This is a genomic window from Sinorhizobium arboris LMG 14919, assembly GCF_000427465.1.
Lineage (GTDB): Bacteria > Pseudomonadota > Alphaproteobacteria > Rhizobiales > Rhizobiaceae > Sinorhizobium > Sinorhizobium arboris.
The window spans coordinates 993,028-1,008,889 of sequence record NZ_ATYB01000008.1; the positions used below are offsets into that span (position 1 = coordinate 993,028).

Below are 15,862 nucleotides of genomic sequence, written 5' to 3' on the forward strand. Positions count from 1 at the left end.
GGAGACCGGTCTCACTTCAATTGAGACCGGTCTCATTTCCCGTTGCAATTGTTATCTTCGTGTTTGCCAGTCGTCAATATGTCTTGTAAGGCTAGCAATCATGGACCGGAATCCGTCCCGCCCCACCTCCGTTACCGTTGCCGACGTCGCGCGTCGGGCCGGCGTCTCGAAGGCGACGGCAGCACGCGTTCTGGGCGGCTACGGACCGGTCAGCGATCGGGTGCGCGAAGCCGTGACCGCCGCCGCCCGTGCGCTCGATTACCGGCCGAACGAGCTTGCCCGAAGCATGACGACGGGCCGATCGGGCACGATCGGCGTCGTGGTCGGCGACATCGAAAACCCGTTCTTCAGCCTGGCCGTGCGGGGCATCGCCGACGTCGCCCGGCAAGCGGGCTTTACCGTCATCCTAATAAATTCGGGCGAGGACGTCGGCACGGAGAAGGCGGCGATCCGTACGCTGCTTGCCAAACGGGTGGACGGCCTGATCGTGTCACCCGCCAAGGAAAGTGAACTTGACCACCTGCAGGAAGCGGCCCGCTCGGGCCGGCCGCTGGCGCTGCTCGACCGCGGCAGCGAGACACTCGACGTCGATACCGTTATCGCCGACGACAGAGACGCTGCCGAGGGCGTCACGCGTAGGCTTCTTGCGCTCGGCCACCGACGGATCGCCTACCTCACCGCCTGCGACACGCCCGATCATCTATTCCGCACGCCGGCCGATATCAATACTGGGTCGGTACGGCGACGTATCGAAGGATTTCTCGCCGTTTGCCGAGAGGCAAGCCTGGGCGACATGGAAAGGTGGGTGCATGTCGGCGCATCCTCGCCGGAGCATACGCGCCGTATCGCCACCAACATGTTGCGGGCGAGCGTGCGTCCGACGGCGATCATAGCCTCCGATAGCTTGATCGGACTCGAGGTCTTCAAGGCAAGCCGCGCGATCGGCCTTGCTATTCCCAGCGACCTGTCGCTCGTCTCGTTTCATGACGCTGACTGGACGTCCGTGACATCGCCGCCTGTCACGGTGGTCAGGCAACCGGTTTACCGATTGGGCGAAAGGGCCGCCCAATTGCTTGTTGAGCGCCTCAACGGGAACGACATAGAGGCCCGCCGCGTCGTTCTGCAAACGGAAATCGTCGAACGTGCCTCGGTCGCTGAAGCGCCGGCGTAATCCTTTCGACGCTCGGTTGGGGAAGTTCCGCGTTCAACGAAGGGCGGAACTCCCAGGGAGGCTACTCCCGGACGGACTGCTGCAGGCGATCCTTGGCCGCGTCATGCGCTTCCAGCGCCGCATCTCCGGCCTTGTCCAGCATCTCCTGCCCGGCTTCCATGGCTTGCGCCACCCCGGCATTCGCTCTTGCCGCGAGATTGGACCTCACATCTTCCGCCATTTCGCCGATGGCCTCATCCTCGGCTTCGCTGTGGGGAAGCGCCGCCCCGATGGCCGCGCCTACGGCAAAGGCGAGTGCGCCACCGACCAGCGGCTGGTCGCGGAAGTGCCTCATGATGGCAGCGTTGAGATGCGCGCCCTGTTCTTCGAGCGACCGGCCGGCGTCCTGCATGCTGCCGGCGAGAGACCTGCCGGCTCCCGTTACGGAGTCGGACATCCGGCTCGCCGTGGCGCTCACCTGTCTCCACGTTCGCGACGCCCAGCCGGATGCCTCGTCGAACAGGGCACCGGTCTCGTCCCTGATATCTTCGATCTGCTTGCCTGCCGTGTCGACAAAGCCGCGATAGACCTTTCCGGCCGGGTCGACGAAATGGCTCGCGCGCCGGCCGGCGTCATCCGTCAGGGCGCGAAAGCGGCTTCCGCTTTCATCGGTGAAGTGGCTGTAGCGTTCGCCGAAACTCGCCTCTACCGGACCCACTCGCCGGACGGACCCCCTTACGGTTGCAAGCGGATAATCGTCCGCGCCGTCGTCCTTCTCCCCGTGTCGCGGCGCGCGCGAGGCCGGGTTTGCGATCAGCCAGGCGAGGCTGACGCCCATTAGGGCAACCGGGATCGGGTTCGACTTGAGCGCCACGCCGAGATTGCTCAGATATTCGGATCCGCCACTCGTTTTGGCATATTCGAGCAGTTCGTCCATCAGTTCTCCTGGCGACATGCGCTCCTGAATTTCGTGAAGCTTTTCTTCGATTCGCTGGCGGTCGGCCTCGATCTCGCGCTGCAGCTCGGCAGCGGAGTGGGTATGTGCGGAATCGTTCATTGCAGTCTCTCCTTCACCACGTTCGCATCGCGCTGCAGGGAGGCGGCGGTCCTATCGAACTGGATGCTGCTGCCCTTGAGCGTCGAGAGGCCGCGCGAAATCATCGCCCAGGCAAGCAGGGCGACGACCACGCCGACGACGGCCGCCGACAATGCATCGGCATTCGCTTCGGTCATGCCTTGGGCAACGAGGAAGGCGCCCAGCCCCTGGACGACCGCACTCAGCAACACGCCGACGGCGCCTATGGCAAAGATCAGACCCACGAGCAGCGTCTCGAGGCTGCCGACCGCTCGATTCAGGTTCTCGGAGGCCTCGGCTTTTGCGAGGTCGATTTCCTTCCGGAAAAGCCCGGATATATCCGCCACCAGACCGGTCATCAGTTCCGTCAGGGGGCGCTCGTCCCGATGATTAGCCATTGTAGCGTTCCTTCTCGCTTGATTGACGAATCTGTGCCGAAGCATCCCGTCCGTCACGGCGTGGAGGCGAAGCGGTGAGGAACCGGCTTGCGGCCAGTCCTGCGATTGCGGCCATGCCGAGGAAGGCAAGCGGCTGCTTTCGGCCGAAATCTTCGACCATTCCGGCGATCTCGCCGAAGTTCCGGCCCTCGGCCTTGCGTGCGAAGCCCTGGAGCGACGTGCCTATCTGCTTGGCATAGCGGCCAATGGCCCGCTGATCCGATTGCTCGAGCTCGTTTCCGACCTTCTCGAGCGCCGCAGCAACACCGCTCAACTGGCGTGCAGCGACGTTTTTCTCCTCCTCGACGGCGCGGCCCACCGCCGCCTTTGCCTGCTCCGTCTGTTGATCGGCAAATTCCTTGAACTCGTTTACGTCTTCACGCACAGCGTTCTGGAGACTTCGCTCGCCGGTCTCCGCACCGGTGTCGCCGGGTTGCACGCCGCTCACTCGCTCAACGCCTTGCGCGGACGTCAAAGGCCTGCCCAAAGGATCGCCCGAGCCGCGGCCGCTTGTGTCATTGCTCATTGTCGGCTCCTCCCATCTGTAACGGGGATCGTTATCGTCTACGCAATCAAACGAGCCATTTAGAACCTTGTTCCCTTCAAAGCGCCTCGGGCCCGCCCAAGCCCGAATCGCTCATTCCGAGGGCCCGCCGTGGCAGCCTTGTCCAGAACGATGGCTGCCGGCGCGGCGCCCAGGCCGGCGGCTGGGCAATCAGCGGGGCCGGTTCTCCGATGACTGCTCGTAAAGTTCCTCGACCTTCTGCTTCTGCGCTTGCCTCTCGGCCCGCGAGAGCGGCCGCTGTTTCAAGATGGCATAGGCGACCGCAGCACCAAGAATGAAGGCACCGCCGCCGGTGACAAAAAGCCAGAAATAGTTCGTCAACATCGTCGTACCTCCTCATAGGAAGCCAACCGATGCGATCGCCGAAGGTTCCAGAAAGGCATGATTCCCGGCATGTTCCGGCGGCGCCGGAGCTGCCATTGCACCGGAACCGAGTGCCTGCTCGCGGGTTTGAGCGACGTCAGCGAACCAAGGAGGAACTCATGGCCAGGAACAGGAACCGGAGCCGCGACATCTATGAGCGCTATCCAGAGCCGGACCGGCGCGGCGGATCCTACGAGGACGAGAGGCGCCGCTCCCTTATTGGAGGTCCAGGGCCTGCGGATTACGGGAGCCCTGAATATTTTCCGGGTGCCGAGCCTGGGCGTGCCGGCACATATCGCGGCGCAGGGGAGCGCCTTGGCCGTTGGGACCGGGAGCCTGCCTATGGGCCGGACTACTTCGGCGGTGGAGGCTATTATCCCGAGGACGACTATGGCGATCGCTATCGCGGCAGAGGCTACGGGGAGCGCGGCTTTCTTGAACGCGCCAGCGACGAGGTCGCGTCCTGGTTCGGCGATGAGGATGCCGAGCGCAGACGGGTGATGGATCAGCATCGCGGCAAGGGACCGAAGGGATACACCCGTTCCGACACCCGCATCCAGGAGGATGTGAGCGACCGTCTGAGCGACGAGGGGATGCTCGACGCGTCCGATATAACGGTTTCGGTTACGAATGGCGAAGTCCAATTGAGCGGATTGGTCGATTCCAAATGGGCGAAGCGGCGCGCCGAGGACTGCGCCGACGCCGTCTCGGGCGTGAAGCATGTCCAGAACAATCTCCACATCCGCCCATCGGGAGGATCGCCCGGCTGGAATGCCGGCAACACCGACCGCAACATCGCTTGAGAGGCAGGCATCCGTGGAAAGCGGCTGGAATGAGCATCAGCGGACCCAAGGTGGTCGTCGGGCCGAAGGCGGCCCACCTTGGGCCCGTCGGAAACGCTCATCGGGATGTCATGGACTGAACCTGGATCAGATGGGTTCTGACCGTCGGATAGGTGGCCGCGGCGAAGGCCTTCAGCGCGCCGGCCTCGCCTTGTTCCGAATAGGCTTTGAGAAGCTCCAGAGCATCTTCATGCGCGGTGACCTGGGAGGACAAGTAAGCCGGATCGAATTCGGCACCGCTCAGCGCCCGCAACGCTGCAAGCCTCTCCTCCCCAGCCTTGTCGAGCGACTGGGAAGGCTCGACTCCATCCTTGCGTGCGGCCTCGGCGAGTTCCTTGGCGGCCCGCGCGTGATCCGCAAGCATCCGCTCGGCGAATTCCAGCACCTCGCGCCCCTTGGCGCGCTGCCGCGCCAGTTCTGCGGCCTTCAGCTCGAAGAGGTTCGACATCGACATCTTCTGCGCGAATTCCCGGGGCTGCGACGGTTCGCCCTGAGCGGACACGGCCTGCAACGGTGCGAGGCACAACACTATCGCGGCGAGGGTGGCGTTGATGGTTCTCATCGGGGATACCTCCGGAGGCCACCTAACCTGCGGCCTGGGTGAATCGTTCCGGACACCGCAAGGAAATTGCCCGAGCGCGGCACCGCTCCCATCGCATGAAGTCACAGCGAGTGCGTGCGCGACCCTAGGCGCGGGCCAAGGAACTTTCTTGGAGCCATCCGGTTGTAAGAACCGAGAGGCCGCACAACGGCCGATAGGAGCGGTCACTCGCGTGACCGACGAGGCTTATGCAAACGGCATTGTTCATCGCGATTCCCGCCCTCCCGCTCGGAACGGCGCTCGTGCTTCTGTGGTTCGGCCCGCTGTGGCGCCAGCAGGCGAGCCCATGGAACCGCTCGTCCATCTGGTGCCCGGGATCGACCTTTCTGGATCGTCAGGCGCCATGGCAGACCTTCGATCGGGTCTGATGCAGTCGGGCCGACGAATAGCGCGCCGATCGCCGGCGTGGCAACCGGTCCGAGCCGCTCGTATCTCTTCGGTTGAAAGTGCTGCGGGGAAGGCCTATCCGCACGTTCCCCGAATTGCTTTGACGCCGCCTTCGCCGCACCGCTGACACATGCCGTTACAAAAGTCCCTTCCGGCCGACACATCGTCAATACATGCGGTCATTCAAATAGCCGCACTGGCATCGAGGACGGGCCTCGGCCAATGCGGAAAGGATGACCTCTATGAAAACATCTCGGATCTTGGCGGCCGCACTGCTGGTCGTTGGAAGTGGATTGGCGCTGCAAGCGGCCAAGGCTCAACAGGCGGGACTTCACCGCACCGATCTCCTGCAGCACGATCTCGGCCAGCCGGGCCGCGAAACAGTCCAGGTGCGCGTCGACTTCGATCCCGCTGCAGTCTCCATCAAGCACTCCCATCCGGGCGAAGAAGTGGCCTATGTGCTCGAAGGCTCGCTGGAATATCAGCTCGAGGGGAGAGCGCCGGTCACGCTGCATGCCGGAGACGCCTTGTTCATTCCGGCGGGGGTGGCTCATATCGCGAAAAACGTTGGCAGCGGCAAGGCATCGGAGCTCGCGACATATATCGTCGAAAAAGGCTCCCCGCTCGTCGTTCCCGTCAAGTGAGCGCTCAGTGAGCCGGAGTGCGTGCTGAGTCGCGACGAGCTTCTCGACCGCATAACACTCTATAGGCTGAGGACCTCCGGTTCTTGCATTGCCCCGGCGTTACGGCACAGGCACGAGCCGGTGAATACTGATGTCACGGCATCCTCGTTCTGATAAGAAATTGCGGTCAAAGGGGTGTCTTGCCATGGAGCACATCGATCACATCCTGATCGTCGACGACGATCGGGAAATCCGCGAGCTTGTGTCGGCTTATCTGAAGAAGAACGGTCTGCGGGTGACCGCCGTCGCCGACGGGCGGCAGATGCGGGCCTTCCTCGAGGCGAATACGGTCGATCTGATCATTCTCGATCTCATGATGCCGGGCGACGACGGCCTCGTCTTGAGCCGCGAGCTGCGTGTCGGCAGACACAAGGCGACGCCCGTCGTGATGCTGACCGCCCGCTCGGACGAGATGGACCGGATCATCGGGCTGGAGATGGGCGCCGACGACTATATCGCCAAGCCGTTCTCGGCACGCGAACTGCTCGCCCGCATCAAGGCGGTCCTGCGGCGCGCGCGGATGCTGCCTGCGAATCTGCAGGTCTCGGAGGCAGGTCGGCTGTTGCGTTTCGGCCAATGGAGGCTCGACACGACGGCAAGGCATCTCATCGATGCGGACGGTACTGCGATTGCGCTCAGCGGCGCCGAATACCGGCTGCTGCGTGTCTTCGTCGATCATCCGCAGCGCGTCCTCAACCGCGATCAGCTCCTCAACCTCACACAGGGGCGCGAGGCCGAACTCTTCGACCGATCGATCGATCTCCTGGTCAGCCGGGTCCGCCAGCGGCTCGGCGACGATGCCCGGGAACCGGCCTATATCAAGACCGTCCGCAGCGAAGGCTATGTTTTTTCGGTGCCGGTCGAGATCGTGGAGCCCCGCTGATGACGGCGCGATCGCTTCTCGATGGTATTCACCTATGGCCGCGCACGCTCAGGGCGCGGCTTTTTGTTATCCTTCTCGCCGGCCTGACGATGGCCCACGCGATGTCCTTTGCGGTGCTGTTTTCCGAACGCTACATCGCCGCCAGATCGGTGATGTTCAATACGCTCGAAACCGACGTCGCGACGTCGATTGCCATTCTCGACCGGCTCCCCGCTGCCGAACGCGTCGCCTGGCTGGGCCGGCTCGATCGCGGATCATACCGCTTCGTCCTCGGGCGGGGCATTCCGGGCAGTCCCGTGCTCAATGAGGCCGATGCCGAGGTCGCCGACAAGGTCCGGGCTGCAATCGGTGCGAAATACCCGATCGAGGTCGAATCCATTCCCGGCGGCGTCCGCCGTCTTCAGGCCCATCTTCGTTTGAGCGATGGTGAGCCGCTGACGTTAGACATCACGCCAAGAGGCGTCATGCCGGTAGCCGACTGGCTGCCTTACGTGCTTTTCGCTCAGCTTTCCCTTCTGGTCCTTTGCAGCTGGTTTGCCGTGCGGCAGGCCACCCGCCCGCTCGCGGACCTGGCGAAGGCCGCCGACACGCTCGATCCGAACAGCAAGACGCCGCGCCTCAGCGAGACCGGACCGAGGGAAGTCGCCTATGCGGCAACGGCGTTCAATGCGATGCGGGATCGCATCGCGCAGTATCTGGAGGAGCGCGTGCAGATACTGGCCGCGATCTCGCATGACCTGCAAACACCGATCACACGGATGAAACTCCGCGCGGAAATGGCCGAAGCGTCCATCGAGAGAGACAAGCTGATGACGGACCTCGACGAGGTCGAACGTCTCGTCAGGGAAGGCGTCGCCTATGCACGCAGCGCCCATGGCAAGGACGAAAAGGCTTCCCGCATCGATCTCGCCTCCTTCATCGAGAGTTTGGCGTATGATTATCAGGATACCGGCAAGGCCGTCACGGTCGGCAAATTGGGGGACGGCGCAATCGTGACCCGGCCGCACGCCTTGAGACGGATTCTTACCAACCTGATCGACAATGCGCTGAAATTCGGTGGCAGCGCCGAGATCGAGGTCGAGCGCCGCCCCGAGGGCACCATGATCATAAGCGTCCTCGATCGTGGCCCCGGCATTCCGGAGGACCAGCTCGATGCGGTTCTGCAGCCCTTCTTCCGTCTGGAGCAATCACGCAGCCGGGATACCGGCGGGACCGGACTCGGTCTCGCAATCGCCCAGCAGCTCGCGACGGTCATCGGCGGCTCCCTGATCTTGCACAACCGTGACGGCGGCGGACTTGCGGCGGAACTTGCCCTCTAACGCTTTGAAAACGACCCACTTCCGGACGGAGATCCGTTACACACTCTTCCCGTAAGTGGTCTCGCCCGCCTGAGGAACGATCGACCCCGTCCGATCCGCAGGACGGGCGGCTTAACAAAGGAACGGGGCGGTCTCGGCCGCCCCGCTACGCATGGTCGCTTCAGGCTGCAGTGCCTCAGGCCGGCTGCGGCTCGCCGGACTGCTCCCGGACAATGTAATCGGCGTACCAGATGGGCCAGTCCTCGTCCCTGTGTCCGAGCTGCTTCTCGTATTCGCCATGGGCTGCTTCGGCGCGGCGGAACGCGGCTGCGAGATCGGCGGCCGAGCTGAAGGCCGTGGCGTTCGCGTCGACGCGGCCGGGCAATCGCGCGGTGACCTCCTGCAAAAGCCAGCCATTGCCGTCCGGGTCGCGGAACGAAGCGTAGGAACGATAGCTGCGGCGCTCGGGATCGGGACCGCCGACACGATGCGTCCCGAACAGATAGGGCTCGTCGCTGCCGGCATTCACGTCCCCCGCGTGGAACACCTCGCTGATCTCGACGCCGCGACCGCGCAACTCCTCGCGGGCGGCCTCGATGTCGGAAACGATGAGGTACAGTCCCTGCGCAGAACCGGGCTGCGCATTGGTCACATGCCTTCCGAAGATGACCGAGGCACCGGATCCGGGCGGGGTAAACTGTATCACCCGGTAGTCGTCAGCGCCGGCAAAGTCGGCGTCGAGCCTCCAGCCGAGGCTCGCGTAGAATTCCTTTGCGCGTTCGACATCCGACACGGGCACGACGATAACTTCGAGCTTCATATCGACGGGCCGGGCTCTTTCGCTGTTGATTGCAGTGGTCATGTCATTCTCCTCTTGTTTGGGAGGCGCAAGGCGCCTTGTGTCTTCTCGGTTGACGATGCGGGACGGAAGCTTCATGCCTCGTCCGACTGTCGAGAGACATATGCCGGCCCGCATGTGTAAGGGATGTTTCGCAAGGGGCGGAAATTGTAAGCCAATCCTCACAGACCGCCGGCGGATACAGTTCGATACGAAGACATTGCTCCGCATGCGAAGGCGATCAGAAACGATCGACGTCGACAACCGCCTGGGCAAAGGCCTGTGGGGCTTCCTGCGGAAGGTTATGACCGATACCGCCCGAGATCAGCCGGTGCTCGTACCTGCCGGAGAACTTCCTGGCATAGGCCGCGGGCTCTGGATGCGGGGCGCCATTGGCATCGCCTTCCAATGTGATCGTCGGAACGCCGATCGCCGGCAGTTCGGCAAGCCGGGCCTCCAGACCATCGTATTTGCTCTCGCCGTCGGCAAGGCTGATCCGCCAGCGGTAATTGTGGATGGTGATATCGACATGATCCGGGTTGTCCAAGGCCTCAGCGCTTCGATTGAAGGTGGCGTCGTCAAAATTCCATTTCGGCGATGCGAGCTGCCAGATGAGTTTCGCGAAATCCTTCCGGTACTGTTGATAGCCCGCCCGCCCGCGCTCCGTGGCGAAGTAGAACTGGTACCACCAGGCAAGCTCCGCCTTCGGCGGCAAAGGCTTCTTATTGGCTTCGCGGCTGCCGATCAGGTAGCCGCTCACCGACACCAATGCCTTGCAGCGCTCCGGCCAGAGTGCGGCGATGATATTGGCGGTTCGCGCGCCCCAATCGCAGCCGGCGATGACCGCCTTCTCGATGCCGAGCGCATCCATCAGGGCGACGATGTCGGCGGCGATCGCCGCCTGCTGGCCGTTGCGCGGTGTGTCGCGGGAGAGAAAACGCGTCGTGCCGTAGCCGCGCAGATAGGGAACGACGACTCGGTAGCCGGCCTTCGCGAGCAGAGGCGCTACATCGGCATAGGTGTGGATGTCATAGGGCCAGCCATGCAGCAGGATGACCACAGGCGCATCGCTCGCGCCCGCCTCGGCATACCCGACGTTAAGGACACCCGCGTCAATCTGCTTGATCTTGGCGAAAGATGTATTCGTCCCCGGCGTTGTCGCCGGAATGCGGGCCTCGCTCGTCGATTTTGCGAGGGCGGCGCGTCCAACGCCGAAATGCGCCGCAGCGACGGTCAATGCCGCCACTCCCATGAACCGCCGCCGCCGTAGATCGAATTCGTCTGTCATCTAACTTCTCCGGATTGTGTGAACCACAGCCACGGAGTGCGATGTTCGTGTATCCCGATTGTGAGCCCGCCCATTGCGATTTGAAAGCCCGTGTACCGTCCACGGCCGCCGATACATTAGGCTACAATTCGCTCGCGCCGGATCTCACCGACGCGCTCTCGCGGGCGTTCCGGCGGATCGTCTGAGGCGGCTGCCCGAGCGTGCGGAGAAATGCCCGGCGCATGCGATCGGCAATGGCGAAACCGGTTCCTCCGCAATCACGTCCATCGAGTGGCGGCCCTGCTCCATCATCAGCCGAGCCGCCTCGACGCGGAGGTTCTTCACCGCCTTGGCAGGCGACTGCCCTGTTTCGGCACGGAAGGCGCGGCTGAGTTGGCGGGCGCTCAGGCCCGCCGCATCGGCCAGTTCTTCCACTGACAACCCCCGCCGGAGGGTCGCCTTGGCGTAATCAATCGACCTTTGGATACGGTCGGACTTCGGCTCCAGCTCGAGCAATGCCGATGGCAAAGCCGGTTACAAGAATCCGCATGGACTCGCCTTTCTCCTTTCATCCGAATGTAAAGACGAATGCTTCGACACCGGGATCGAGAAAGCGGATCTCGAACGTCCGTTCCCGCACTTCTCCCGACTGCCGTACGAGCTGATAGAGCCGCGTCTCTCCCACCGTTCCATAGCCGTCGGAATCGATGTCCGAACCGTGATCCGGGCCCGGTGCAGCACCGTCGACCTTCACCTGAAAGCGCAACGTCCTGCCACTTCCCCCGGGGCCGAGGACGAGGTGCAGATCGCGCGCGCTGAACCTGTAGGTGATTGCGCCCCCGGCCCGATTGAGTGTCGCCTGCTCTGCTCCAACCGTCCAGTTACCGGCGAGGCTCCATTGATTGAGCCTAGGCTTGCCGGCGGTATAATCGTGCGCCGTATCGGCTGCGACACGTTCCGGCGATACGAAGCCTGAAGCACGCATGTAGCCGACGTAATCCTCGCGGGACTGGAGATTGGCGAGATCGGGCGCGGCTTCGGCACCCGCCGCATCCGGCTGCACGAAACCACTGTCGCCGCGGCGGCTCCCTGCCGCTTCCGCCAGCAGCTCCTGTATGACGCGCTCCGACCGCGCATAATCGCCCTCGCCGAAGTGATGGTGTCTGATCCGTCCTTCTGCATCGATGAAATAGTGCGCGGGCCAGTAGCTGTTGCCGAAGGCGCGCCAGATTGCGAAATTGTTATCGATCGCAACGGGATAGCGGATACGGAAATCCGCCACTGCGCTCTTGACGTTGTCGATGCGTTTTTCGAAGGCGAATTCGGGCGCATGCACGCCGATCACCACCAGCCCCTGGTCCCGATACTTCTCGGCCCAGGCGCGGACATAGGGGATCGTACGGATGCAGTTGATGCAGGAGTAGGTCCAGAAATCGACGAGCACGACCTTGCCGCGCAGCTGTTCCACGCTCAAGGGCTTCGAATTCACCCATTCGACGGCGCCGTCCAGCGGCGGGAACATGCCTTCCACCGGCAAGCCGCTTCGGTAGGCCGGTCCCTCGCCGTCGCCGGCCGTTAACGCGCTCGCCCTCTCCTCGACGAAACCGCCCCGCACACGGTCGAGGAGCGACTGCTCGAGGGCCGCGGTGCTTGCATAGGAGAGGCGCGCAAGCTGCCCCGTATCGAGCCCCAGCGCGATTGCGGCAACGCCGGCAAGTACGGCAATGCCTAGGCCCTGCCGGAGACGCTCGCCAAGGCCGAGTGAGCGCTTCATCGCCGCAAACACTCTCCCTCCCGCAAGAACGGCCAAGGCCAGCGAAGTCGCCGCGCCGGCAGCATAGGCCGCCAGCAGAAGCGTGGTCTCGGCATTGGCACCATGGAGGGCGGCGCCGGTCAGCACCAAGCCCAGAATTGGGCCCGCGCAGGGCGCCCAAAGAAGTCCGGTTGCCACACCGAGAAGGAGAGACGCTCCGACGCTCGGCTGCTGACCGGCCACTTTTTGCGAGAGCCGGCTACCGAGTGCCACGGCCGGACGAGTGAACAGGGCCGCGGCCCGGGCCGAAAGCAGGGTCACGCCGAAAGCGGCGAGCACTGCGATCGCCGCATACCGCCCGGCCACATTCGCCTGTATCGCCCAGTCACCACCCAACGCGGCGAGTGTGGCAACGCCCGCGAATGTGAGAACCATTCCGGCGAGCATCGGAAGAACGCTCCTGGCGAAGGGCTGGCCGGCCCGCGAAAACACGAAGGGCAAGACCGGGAGGATGCAGGGGCTGAGGATGGTCAGCACACCTGCGAGATAAGCTGTTGTGAAAAGGATCATTTTCGTCCCTCTGCATTGGACCTGCGCCTTTTGCGGCGGCGGTCGCGCTTGACACGCGGAGCATGGGACCAGAGCGAGGTATCCCGATTGTGTCTCGCAACACGGGGATCTGTATCGAAGTGCAGAAGGCCGCACGGGCCTTCTGCAACGTCATGCCGACGGCGAGGAAGACTACTGCAGAAGCTTCAGCAGTTCGCTGGCGGCGGATGTGGACGAAGACGGGTTCTGGCCGGTGACCAGCCTGCCGTCCACAACCGTGAAGTCGGCCCAATCCTCGGCCCTTTCGTAACGCCCGCCGAGGCGCTTCAATTCGTCCTCGACCAGGAAAGGCACGACATCGGTCAGTTGAACGGCCTCCTCTTCGGAATTGGTGAAGCCAGTGACGCGCCTTCCCTTGACGATGGGCTCGCCGCGATGAGTGACCTGCGTCAGGACAGCCGGGCCATGGCAGACGGCGGCGACCGGCTTGCCCGCGTCGTAGAAGCCTTCGATAAGGACGATGGAATTCCTGTCATTGACGAGGTCCCACATCGGACCGTGTCCGCCCGGATAGAACACCGCGTCGTAGTTCTCCTGTTTGACGTCACCGAGCTTCAGAGTGTTTGCCAATGCTTTCCTGGCGGCGGGGTCGTCCTTGAAACGCCCCATCGCTGCAGTCTGGCTGGCCGGCTCGTCGCTCTTGGGGTCTATCGGCGGCTGGCCGCCCTTGGGCGACGCGAGCGTGACCTCCGCCCCGGCGTCCTTGAACACGTAATAGGGCGCAGCAAACTCCTCCAGCCAGAAGCCGGTCGGCTTGCCCGTGTTGCCGAGCCGGTCATGCGAAGTCAGAACCATCAGGATTTTCATGGTCATTCTCCTTCGTTGAGGCGTTTCCAAGCGCAGGATCGCGAGGACAGGCAGCCTATTCTCGAGCCGTGACCGTATATTGGCGAGGCTCCCGCAGAATTGCCGGCCAGCACAGCTTTGCCACCATTATTTGCGCATTGCCGTTTTCGGGTGAATACTCGCTCCGTGGCAGTCACTATCCCGGGGATCGGCAGAATAATGGACCGTATCGATGCAATGAAAGTTTTCGTCGCGGCGATCGACGAGGGCAGCCTCGCCGGGGCGGCCCGCCGCCTGAAGCGCTCGCCGACGGCGGTGAGCCGCGCCTTGAGCTTCCTTGAAGCGCATGTGGGCGTCGAGCTTCTGCATCGGACCACCCGCACTCTCAAGCTGAGCGAAGCAGGCCAACGCTATGCGTCCGCCTGCCGACGGGTACTGACCGATCTCGAGGAAGCCGACATGCTCGCAGGAGGGGAACGCTCCGCCCCCCGTGGGATATTGACGATTTCTTCGCCACCAGTCCTCGGGGAGGAAATAGTTCGTCCCATCCTGGACGATTTCCTCGATCTCTACCCGACCGTTTCGGTCCGACTTCTTCTCCTCGATCGCTTCGTCAACTTGGTGGACGAAGGCGTCGACATTGCGCTGCGCATCGGTCAACTGGCGGATTCGTCGCTCATCTCCACCCGGCTCGGCGGCGATGTGCGGCGCGTCGTGGTCGCCTCGCCTCGCTACCTCGCCAATCACCCCCGCATCGAAGAACCGGCCGATCTCGCCAAGCACCAGATCCTGGCCTTCACCAATTTCGGCCTGGAGTCCTGGAGCTTCACACCGGCGAAGGGCTCGTCGATCCCGAGAACGATCCAGTTTACGCCGAGGTGCATCGTCAACAGCGTGCGCGCTGCCGCCGCTTCGGCGGTTGCCGGGCGCGGCCTGACGCGGCTTTATTCCTATCACGTGGCGGAATATGTAAGAGACGGGCGCCTCGAGATCGTGCTCGCTGACGCCGAGCACCCGCCCCTGCCGGTGCATCTCATCGCGCCGCAGGGCCGAATGTCGGTACCCAAGGTTCGCGCCTTTCGACTTTGCGGCGCCGCGTCTGCGTTCCGAATTTGCGCGCATGGCAGCGGAGGCTGGCACGCTCACCTGATTGTGCCGATATTCGGTCGAGTGTCGATCAAGTAGCGACAATTCTCCCAGATAACGCATCGATCTAATTTCGATTGCACCAACGCCGGAGGGCGGAGGGCGGACGCCGGAAGCGGCCGCTGCGATCGAGAAAGGATCACATCATGCGTAACGAACAGAAAGTCGTCGTCATCACCGGCGCCTCGCAAGGAATCGGCGCCGGTCTGGTTCGCGCCTATCGTGAACGGAACTACCGCGTCGTCGCGACCTCCCGGTCCATCGAACCGAGCGCCGATCCGGATATCCATACCGTCGCGGGCGACATCAGCAAACCGGAGACCGCCGACCGGATCGTGCGCGAGGGGATCGAGCGGTTCGGCCGCATCGACTCTCTGGTGAACAATGCCGGCGTTTTCCTCGCCAAGCCGTTCGTCGAAATGACCCAGGAGGATTACGACCACAATCTCGGGGTGAATGTCGCCGGCTTCTTCCACATCACCCGGCGTGCGGCAGCGGAAATGCTGAAACAGGGTTCGGGTCATATTGTCAGCATCACCACCAGCCTCGTCGATCAGCCGATGGTCGGCATGCCCTCCGCGCTCGCATCGCTCACCAAGGGTGGCCTGAACGCGGTGACCCGGTCGCTGGCGATGGAGTTTTCCAGGAGCGGCATTCGCGTCAACGCGGTTTCCCCAGGGGTAATCAAGACCCCGATGCATCCGGCTGAGACGCATTCGACGCTCGCCGGCCTGCACCCGGTCGGCCGGATGGGCGAAATTCGCGACATCGTCGATGCCGTCCTCTACCTCGAAAACGCGGGATTCATCACCGGCGAGATCCTCCATGTCGACGGCGGTCAGAACGCCGGGCGCCGGTAAACGGCATATCGCCCCCGTGAGGAAACACGAACCAAAACCGCAAAGGAGACTACGATGCCTATCGTCACCGTACAGGTTACCCGCGAGGGAAGCGCACCCGGCCGCAACTCGGTCACCGCCGAGGAGAAGGCCGCGATCATCAGGGGCGTCAGCGAGGTGCTCCGCGATGTCCTGAACAAGCCGCTCGAATCCACCTATGTGGTTATCGAGGAAGTCGATCTTGATAATTGGGGCTGGGGTGGCCTCCCGACAGTGCAGTACCGCCGGAAACGCGCCGACGTGGCACAATCCTGAAGCCGGCAACATCTGTCTGGCACGC

The 15,862-nt window shown here is 63.3% G+C and carries 17 protein-coding genes and 2 pseudogenes; 9 read left to right on the top strand and 10 right to left on the bottom strand.

The window, feature by feature from the left end; genetic code table 11:
- The first annotated feature begins 100 nt into the window (after positions 1–100).
- Positions 101–1,171, top strand: a complete 1,071-nt coding sequence (locus SINAR_RS0105195; protein WP_027998087.1) for a LacI family DNA-binding transcriptional regulator — start codon at positions 101–103, stop codon at positions 1,169–1,171.
- Positions 1,172–1,232: 61 nt separating this feature from the next.
- Here the strand turns inward: SINAR_RS0105195 and SINAR_RS0105200 are convergent, their stop codons facing one another.
- From SINAR_RS0105200 to SINAR_RS1000000135055, 4 genes are all read right to left on the bottom strand, one after another.
- Positions 1,233–2,207: a DUF3618 domain-containing protein gene (locus tag SINAR_RS0105200; RefSeq protein WP_027998088.1), complete on the bottom strand. Its 975-nt coding sequence runs from the start codon at positions 2,205–2,207 to the stop codon at positions 1,233–1,235.
- A complete protein-coding gene (locus tag SINAR_RS0105205) occupies positions 2,204–2,623 on the bottom strand; it encodes a phage holin family protein (protein WP_027998089.1) in 420 nt (139 codons plus the stop codon). The genes SINAR_RS0105200 and SINAR_RS0105205 overlap by 4 nt, the downstream gene beginning before the upstream one ends.
- Positions 2,616–3,188 carry a hypothetical protein gene (locus tag SINAR_RS0105210; RefSeq protein WP_027998090.1) on the bottom strand — a complete coding sequence of 191 codons (573 nt, stop codon included), beginning with the start codon at positions 3,186–3,188 and terminating at the stop codon, positions 2,616–2,618. Before SINAR_RS0105210 ends, SINAR_RS0105205 begins: the two co-directional genes overlap by 8 nt.
- Before the next feature lie 189 nt (positions 3,189–3,377).
- A complete protein-coding gene (locus SINAR_RS1000000135055) occupies positions 3,378–3,551 on the bottom strand; it encodes a hypothetical protein (RefSeq protein ID WP_084617055.1) in 174 nt (57 codons plus the stop codon).
- 158 nt (positions 3,552–3,709) lie between these two features.
- Between SINAR_RS1000000135055 and SINAR_RS0105220 the strand changes: the two genes are divergently transcribed.
- Positions 3,710–4,393, top strand: a complete 684-nt coding sequence (locus tag SINAR_RS0105220; protein ID WP_027998091.1) for a BON domain-containing protein — start codon at positions 3,710–3,712, stop codon at positions 4,391–4,393.
- A 97-nt stretch (positions 4,394–4,490) separates the two neighbouring features.
- On the opposite strand, the gene SINAR_RS0105225 is transcribed toward SINAR_RS0105220, so the two are convergent.
- A complete protein-coding gene (locus tag SINAR_RS0105225) occupies positions 4,491–4,994 on the bottom strand; it encodes a DUF4142 domain-containing protein (protein ID WP_027998092.1) in 504 nt (167 codons plus the stop codon).
- A 227-nt stretch (positions 4,995–5,221) separates the two neighbouring features.
- Here SINAR_RS0105225 and SINAR_RS0105230 point away from each other — a divergent pair, with 227 nt between their 5' ends.
- From SINAR_RS0105230 to SINAR_RS0105245, 4 genes are all read left to right on the top strand, one after another.
- Complete coding sequence (locus tag SINAR_RS0105230) at positions 5,222–5,401, top strand: hypothetical protein (RefSeq protein WP_027998093.1); 180 nt, start codon at positions 5,222–5,224, stop codon at positions 5,399–5,401.
- 261 nt (positions 5,402–5,662) lie between these two features.
- Positions 5,663–6,064, top strand: coding sequence for a cupin domain-containing protein (locus SINAR_RS0105235; protein ID WP_027998094.1), 402 nt, complete (start codon positions 5,663–5,665; stop codon positions 6,062–6,064).
- Positions 6,065–6,248: 184 nt separating this feature from the next.
- Positions 6,249–6,986 (top strand): response regulator, encoded by a 738-nt coding sequence (locus SINAR_RS0105240; RefSeq protein WP_027998095.1) that lies wholly within the window; start codon positions 6,249–6,251, stop codon positions 6,984–6,986.
- Positions 6,986–8,305: an ATP-binding protein gene (locus tag SINAR_RS0105245; RefSeq protein WP_027998096.1), complete on the top strand. Its 1,320-nt coding sequence runs from the start codon at positions 6,986–6,988 to the stop codon at positions 8,303–8,305. Before SINAR_RS0105240 ends, SINAR_RS0105245 begins: the two co-directional genes overlap by 1 nt.
- Before the next feature lie 175 nt (positions 8,306–8,480).
- Here SINAR_RS0105245 and SINAR_RS0105250 read toward each other — a convergent pair whose 3' ends face one another.
- The 5 genes and pseudogenes from SINAR_RS0105250 to SINAR_RS0105270 all read right to left on the bottom strand — a co-directional run bounded on the left by SINAR_RS0105250 (position 8,481) and on the right by SINAR_RS0105270 (position 13,558).
- Complete coding sequence (locus SINAR_RS0105250) at positions 8,481–9,221, bottom strand: VOC family protein (RefSeq protein ID WP_033057001.1); 741 nt, start codon at positions 9,219–9,221, stop codon at positions 8,481–8,483.
- 142 nt (positions 9,222–9,363) lie between these two features.
- On the bottom strand, positions 9,364–10,410 hold the full coding sequence (locus tag SINAR_RS0105255) for an alpha/beta fold hydrolase (RefSeq protein ID WP_027998098.1): 1,047 nt from the start codon (positions 10,408–10,410) through the stop codon (positions 9,364–9,366).
- A 121-nt stretch (positions 10,411–10,531) separates the two neighbouring features.
- A pseudogene (locus SINAR_RS0105260) lies at positions 10,532–10,911 on the bottom strand (helix-turn-helix domain-containing protein); the annotation flags it as partial.
- 46 nt (positions 10,912–10,957) lie between these two features.
- Complete coding sequence (locus SINAR_RS0105265; RefSeq protein ID WP_027998100.1) at positions 10,958–12,712, bottom strand: cytochrome c biogenesis protein DipZ; 1,755 nt, start codon at positions 12,710–12,712, stop codon at positions 10,958–10,960.
- Positions 12,713–12,883: 171 nt separating this feature from the next.
- The gene (locus SINAR_RS0105270) at positions 12,884–13,558 is read right to left on the bottom strand and encodes a type 1 glutamine amidotransferase domain-containing protein (RefSeq protein WP_027998101.1); all 675 of its coding nucleotides are present in this window, start codon (positions 13,556–13,558) and stop codon (positions 12,884–12,886) included.
- A 198-nt stretch (positions 13,559–13,756) separates the two neighbouring features.
- On the opposite strand from SINAR_RS0105270, the pseudogene SINAR_RS01000000133070 reads away from it, so the two are divergent.
- The 3 genes and pseudogenes from SINAR_RS01000000133070 to SINAR_RS0105285 all read left to right on the top strand — a co-directional run bounded on the left by SINAR_RS01000000133070 (position 13,757) and on the right by SINAR_RS0105285 (position 15,837).
- Positions 13,757–14,687 (top strand): annotated as a pseudogene (locus SINAR_RS01000000133070) (LysR family transcriptional regulator).
- A 142-nt stretch (positions 14,688–14,829) separates the two neighbouring features.
- Positions 14,830–15,543 (top strand): SDR family NAD(P)-dependent oxidoreductase, encoded by a 714-nt coding sequence (locus SINAR_RS0105280; protein WP_027998102.1) that lies wholly within the window; start codon positions 14,830–14,832, stop codon positions 15,541–15,543.
- A gap of 54 nt (positions 15,544–15,597) precedes the next feature.
- A complete protein-coding gene (locus SINAR_RS0105285) occupies positions 15,598–15,837 on the top strand; it encodes a tautomerase family protein (RefSeq protein ID WP_027998103.1) in 240 nt (79 codons plus the stop codon).
- Positions 15,838–15,862 lie beyond the last annotated feature (25 nt).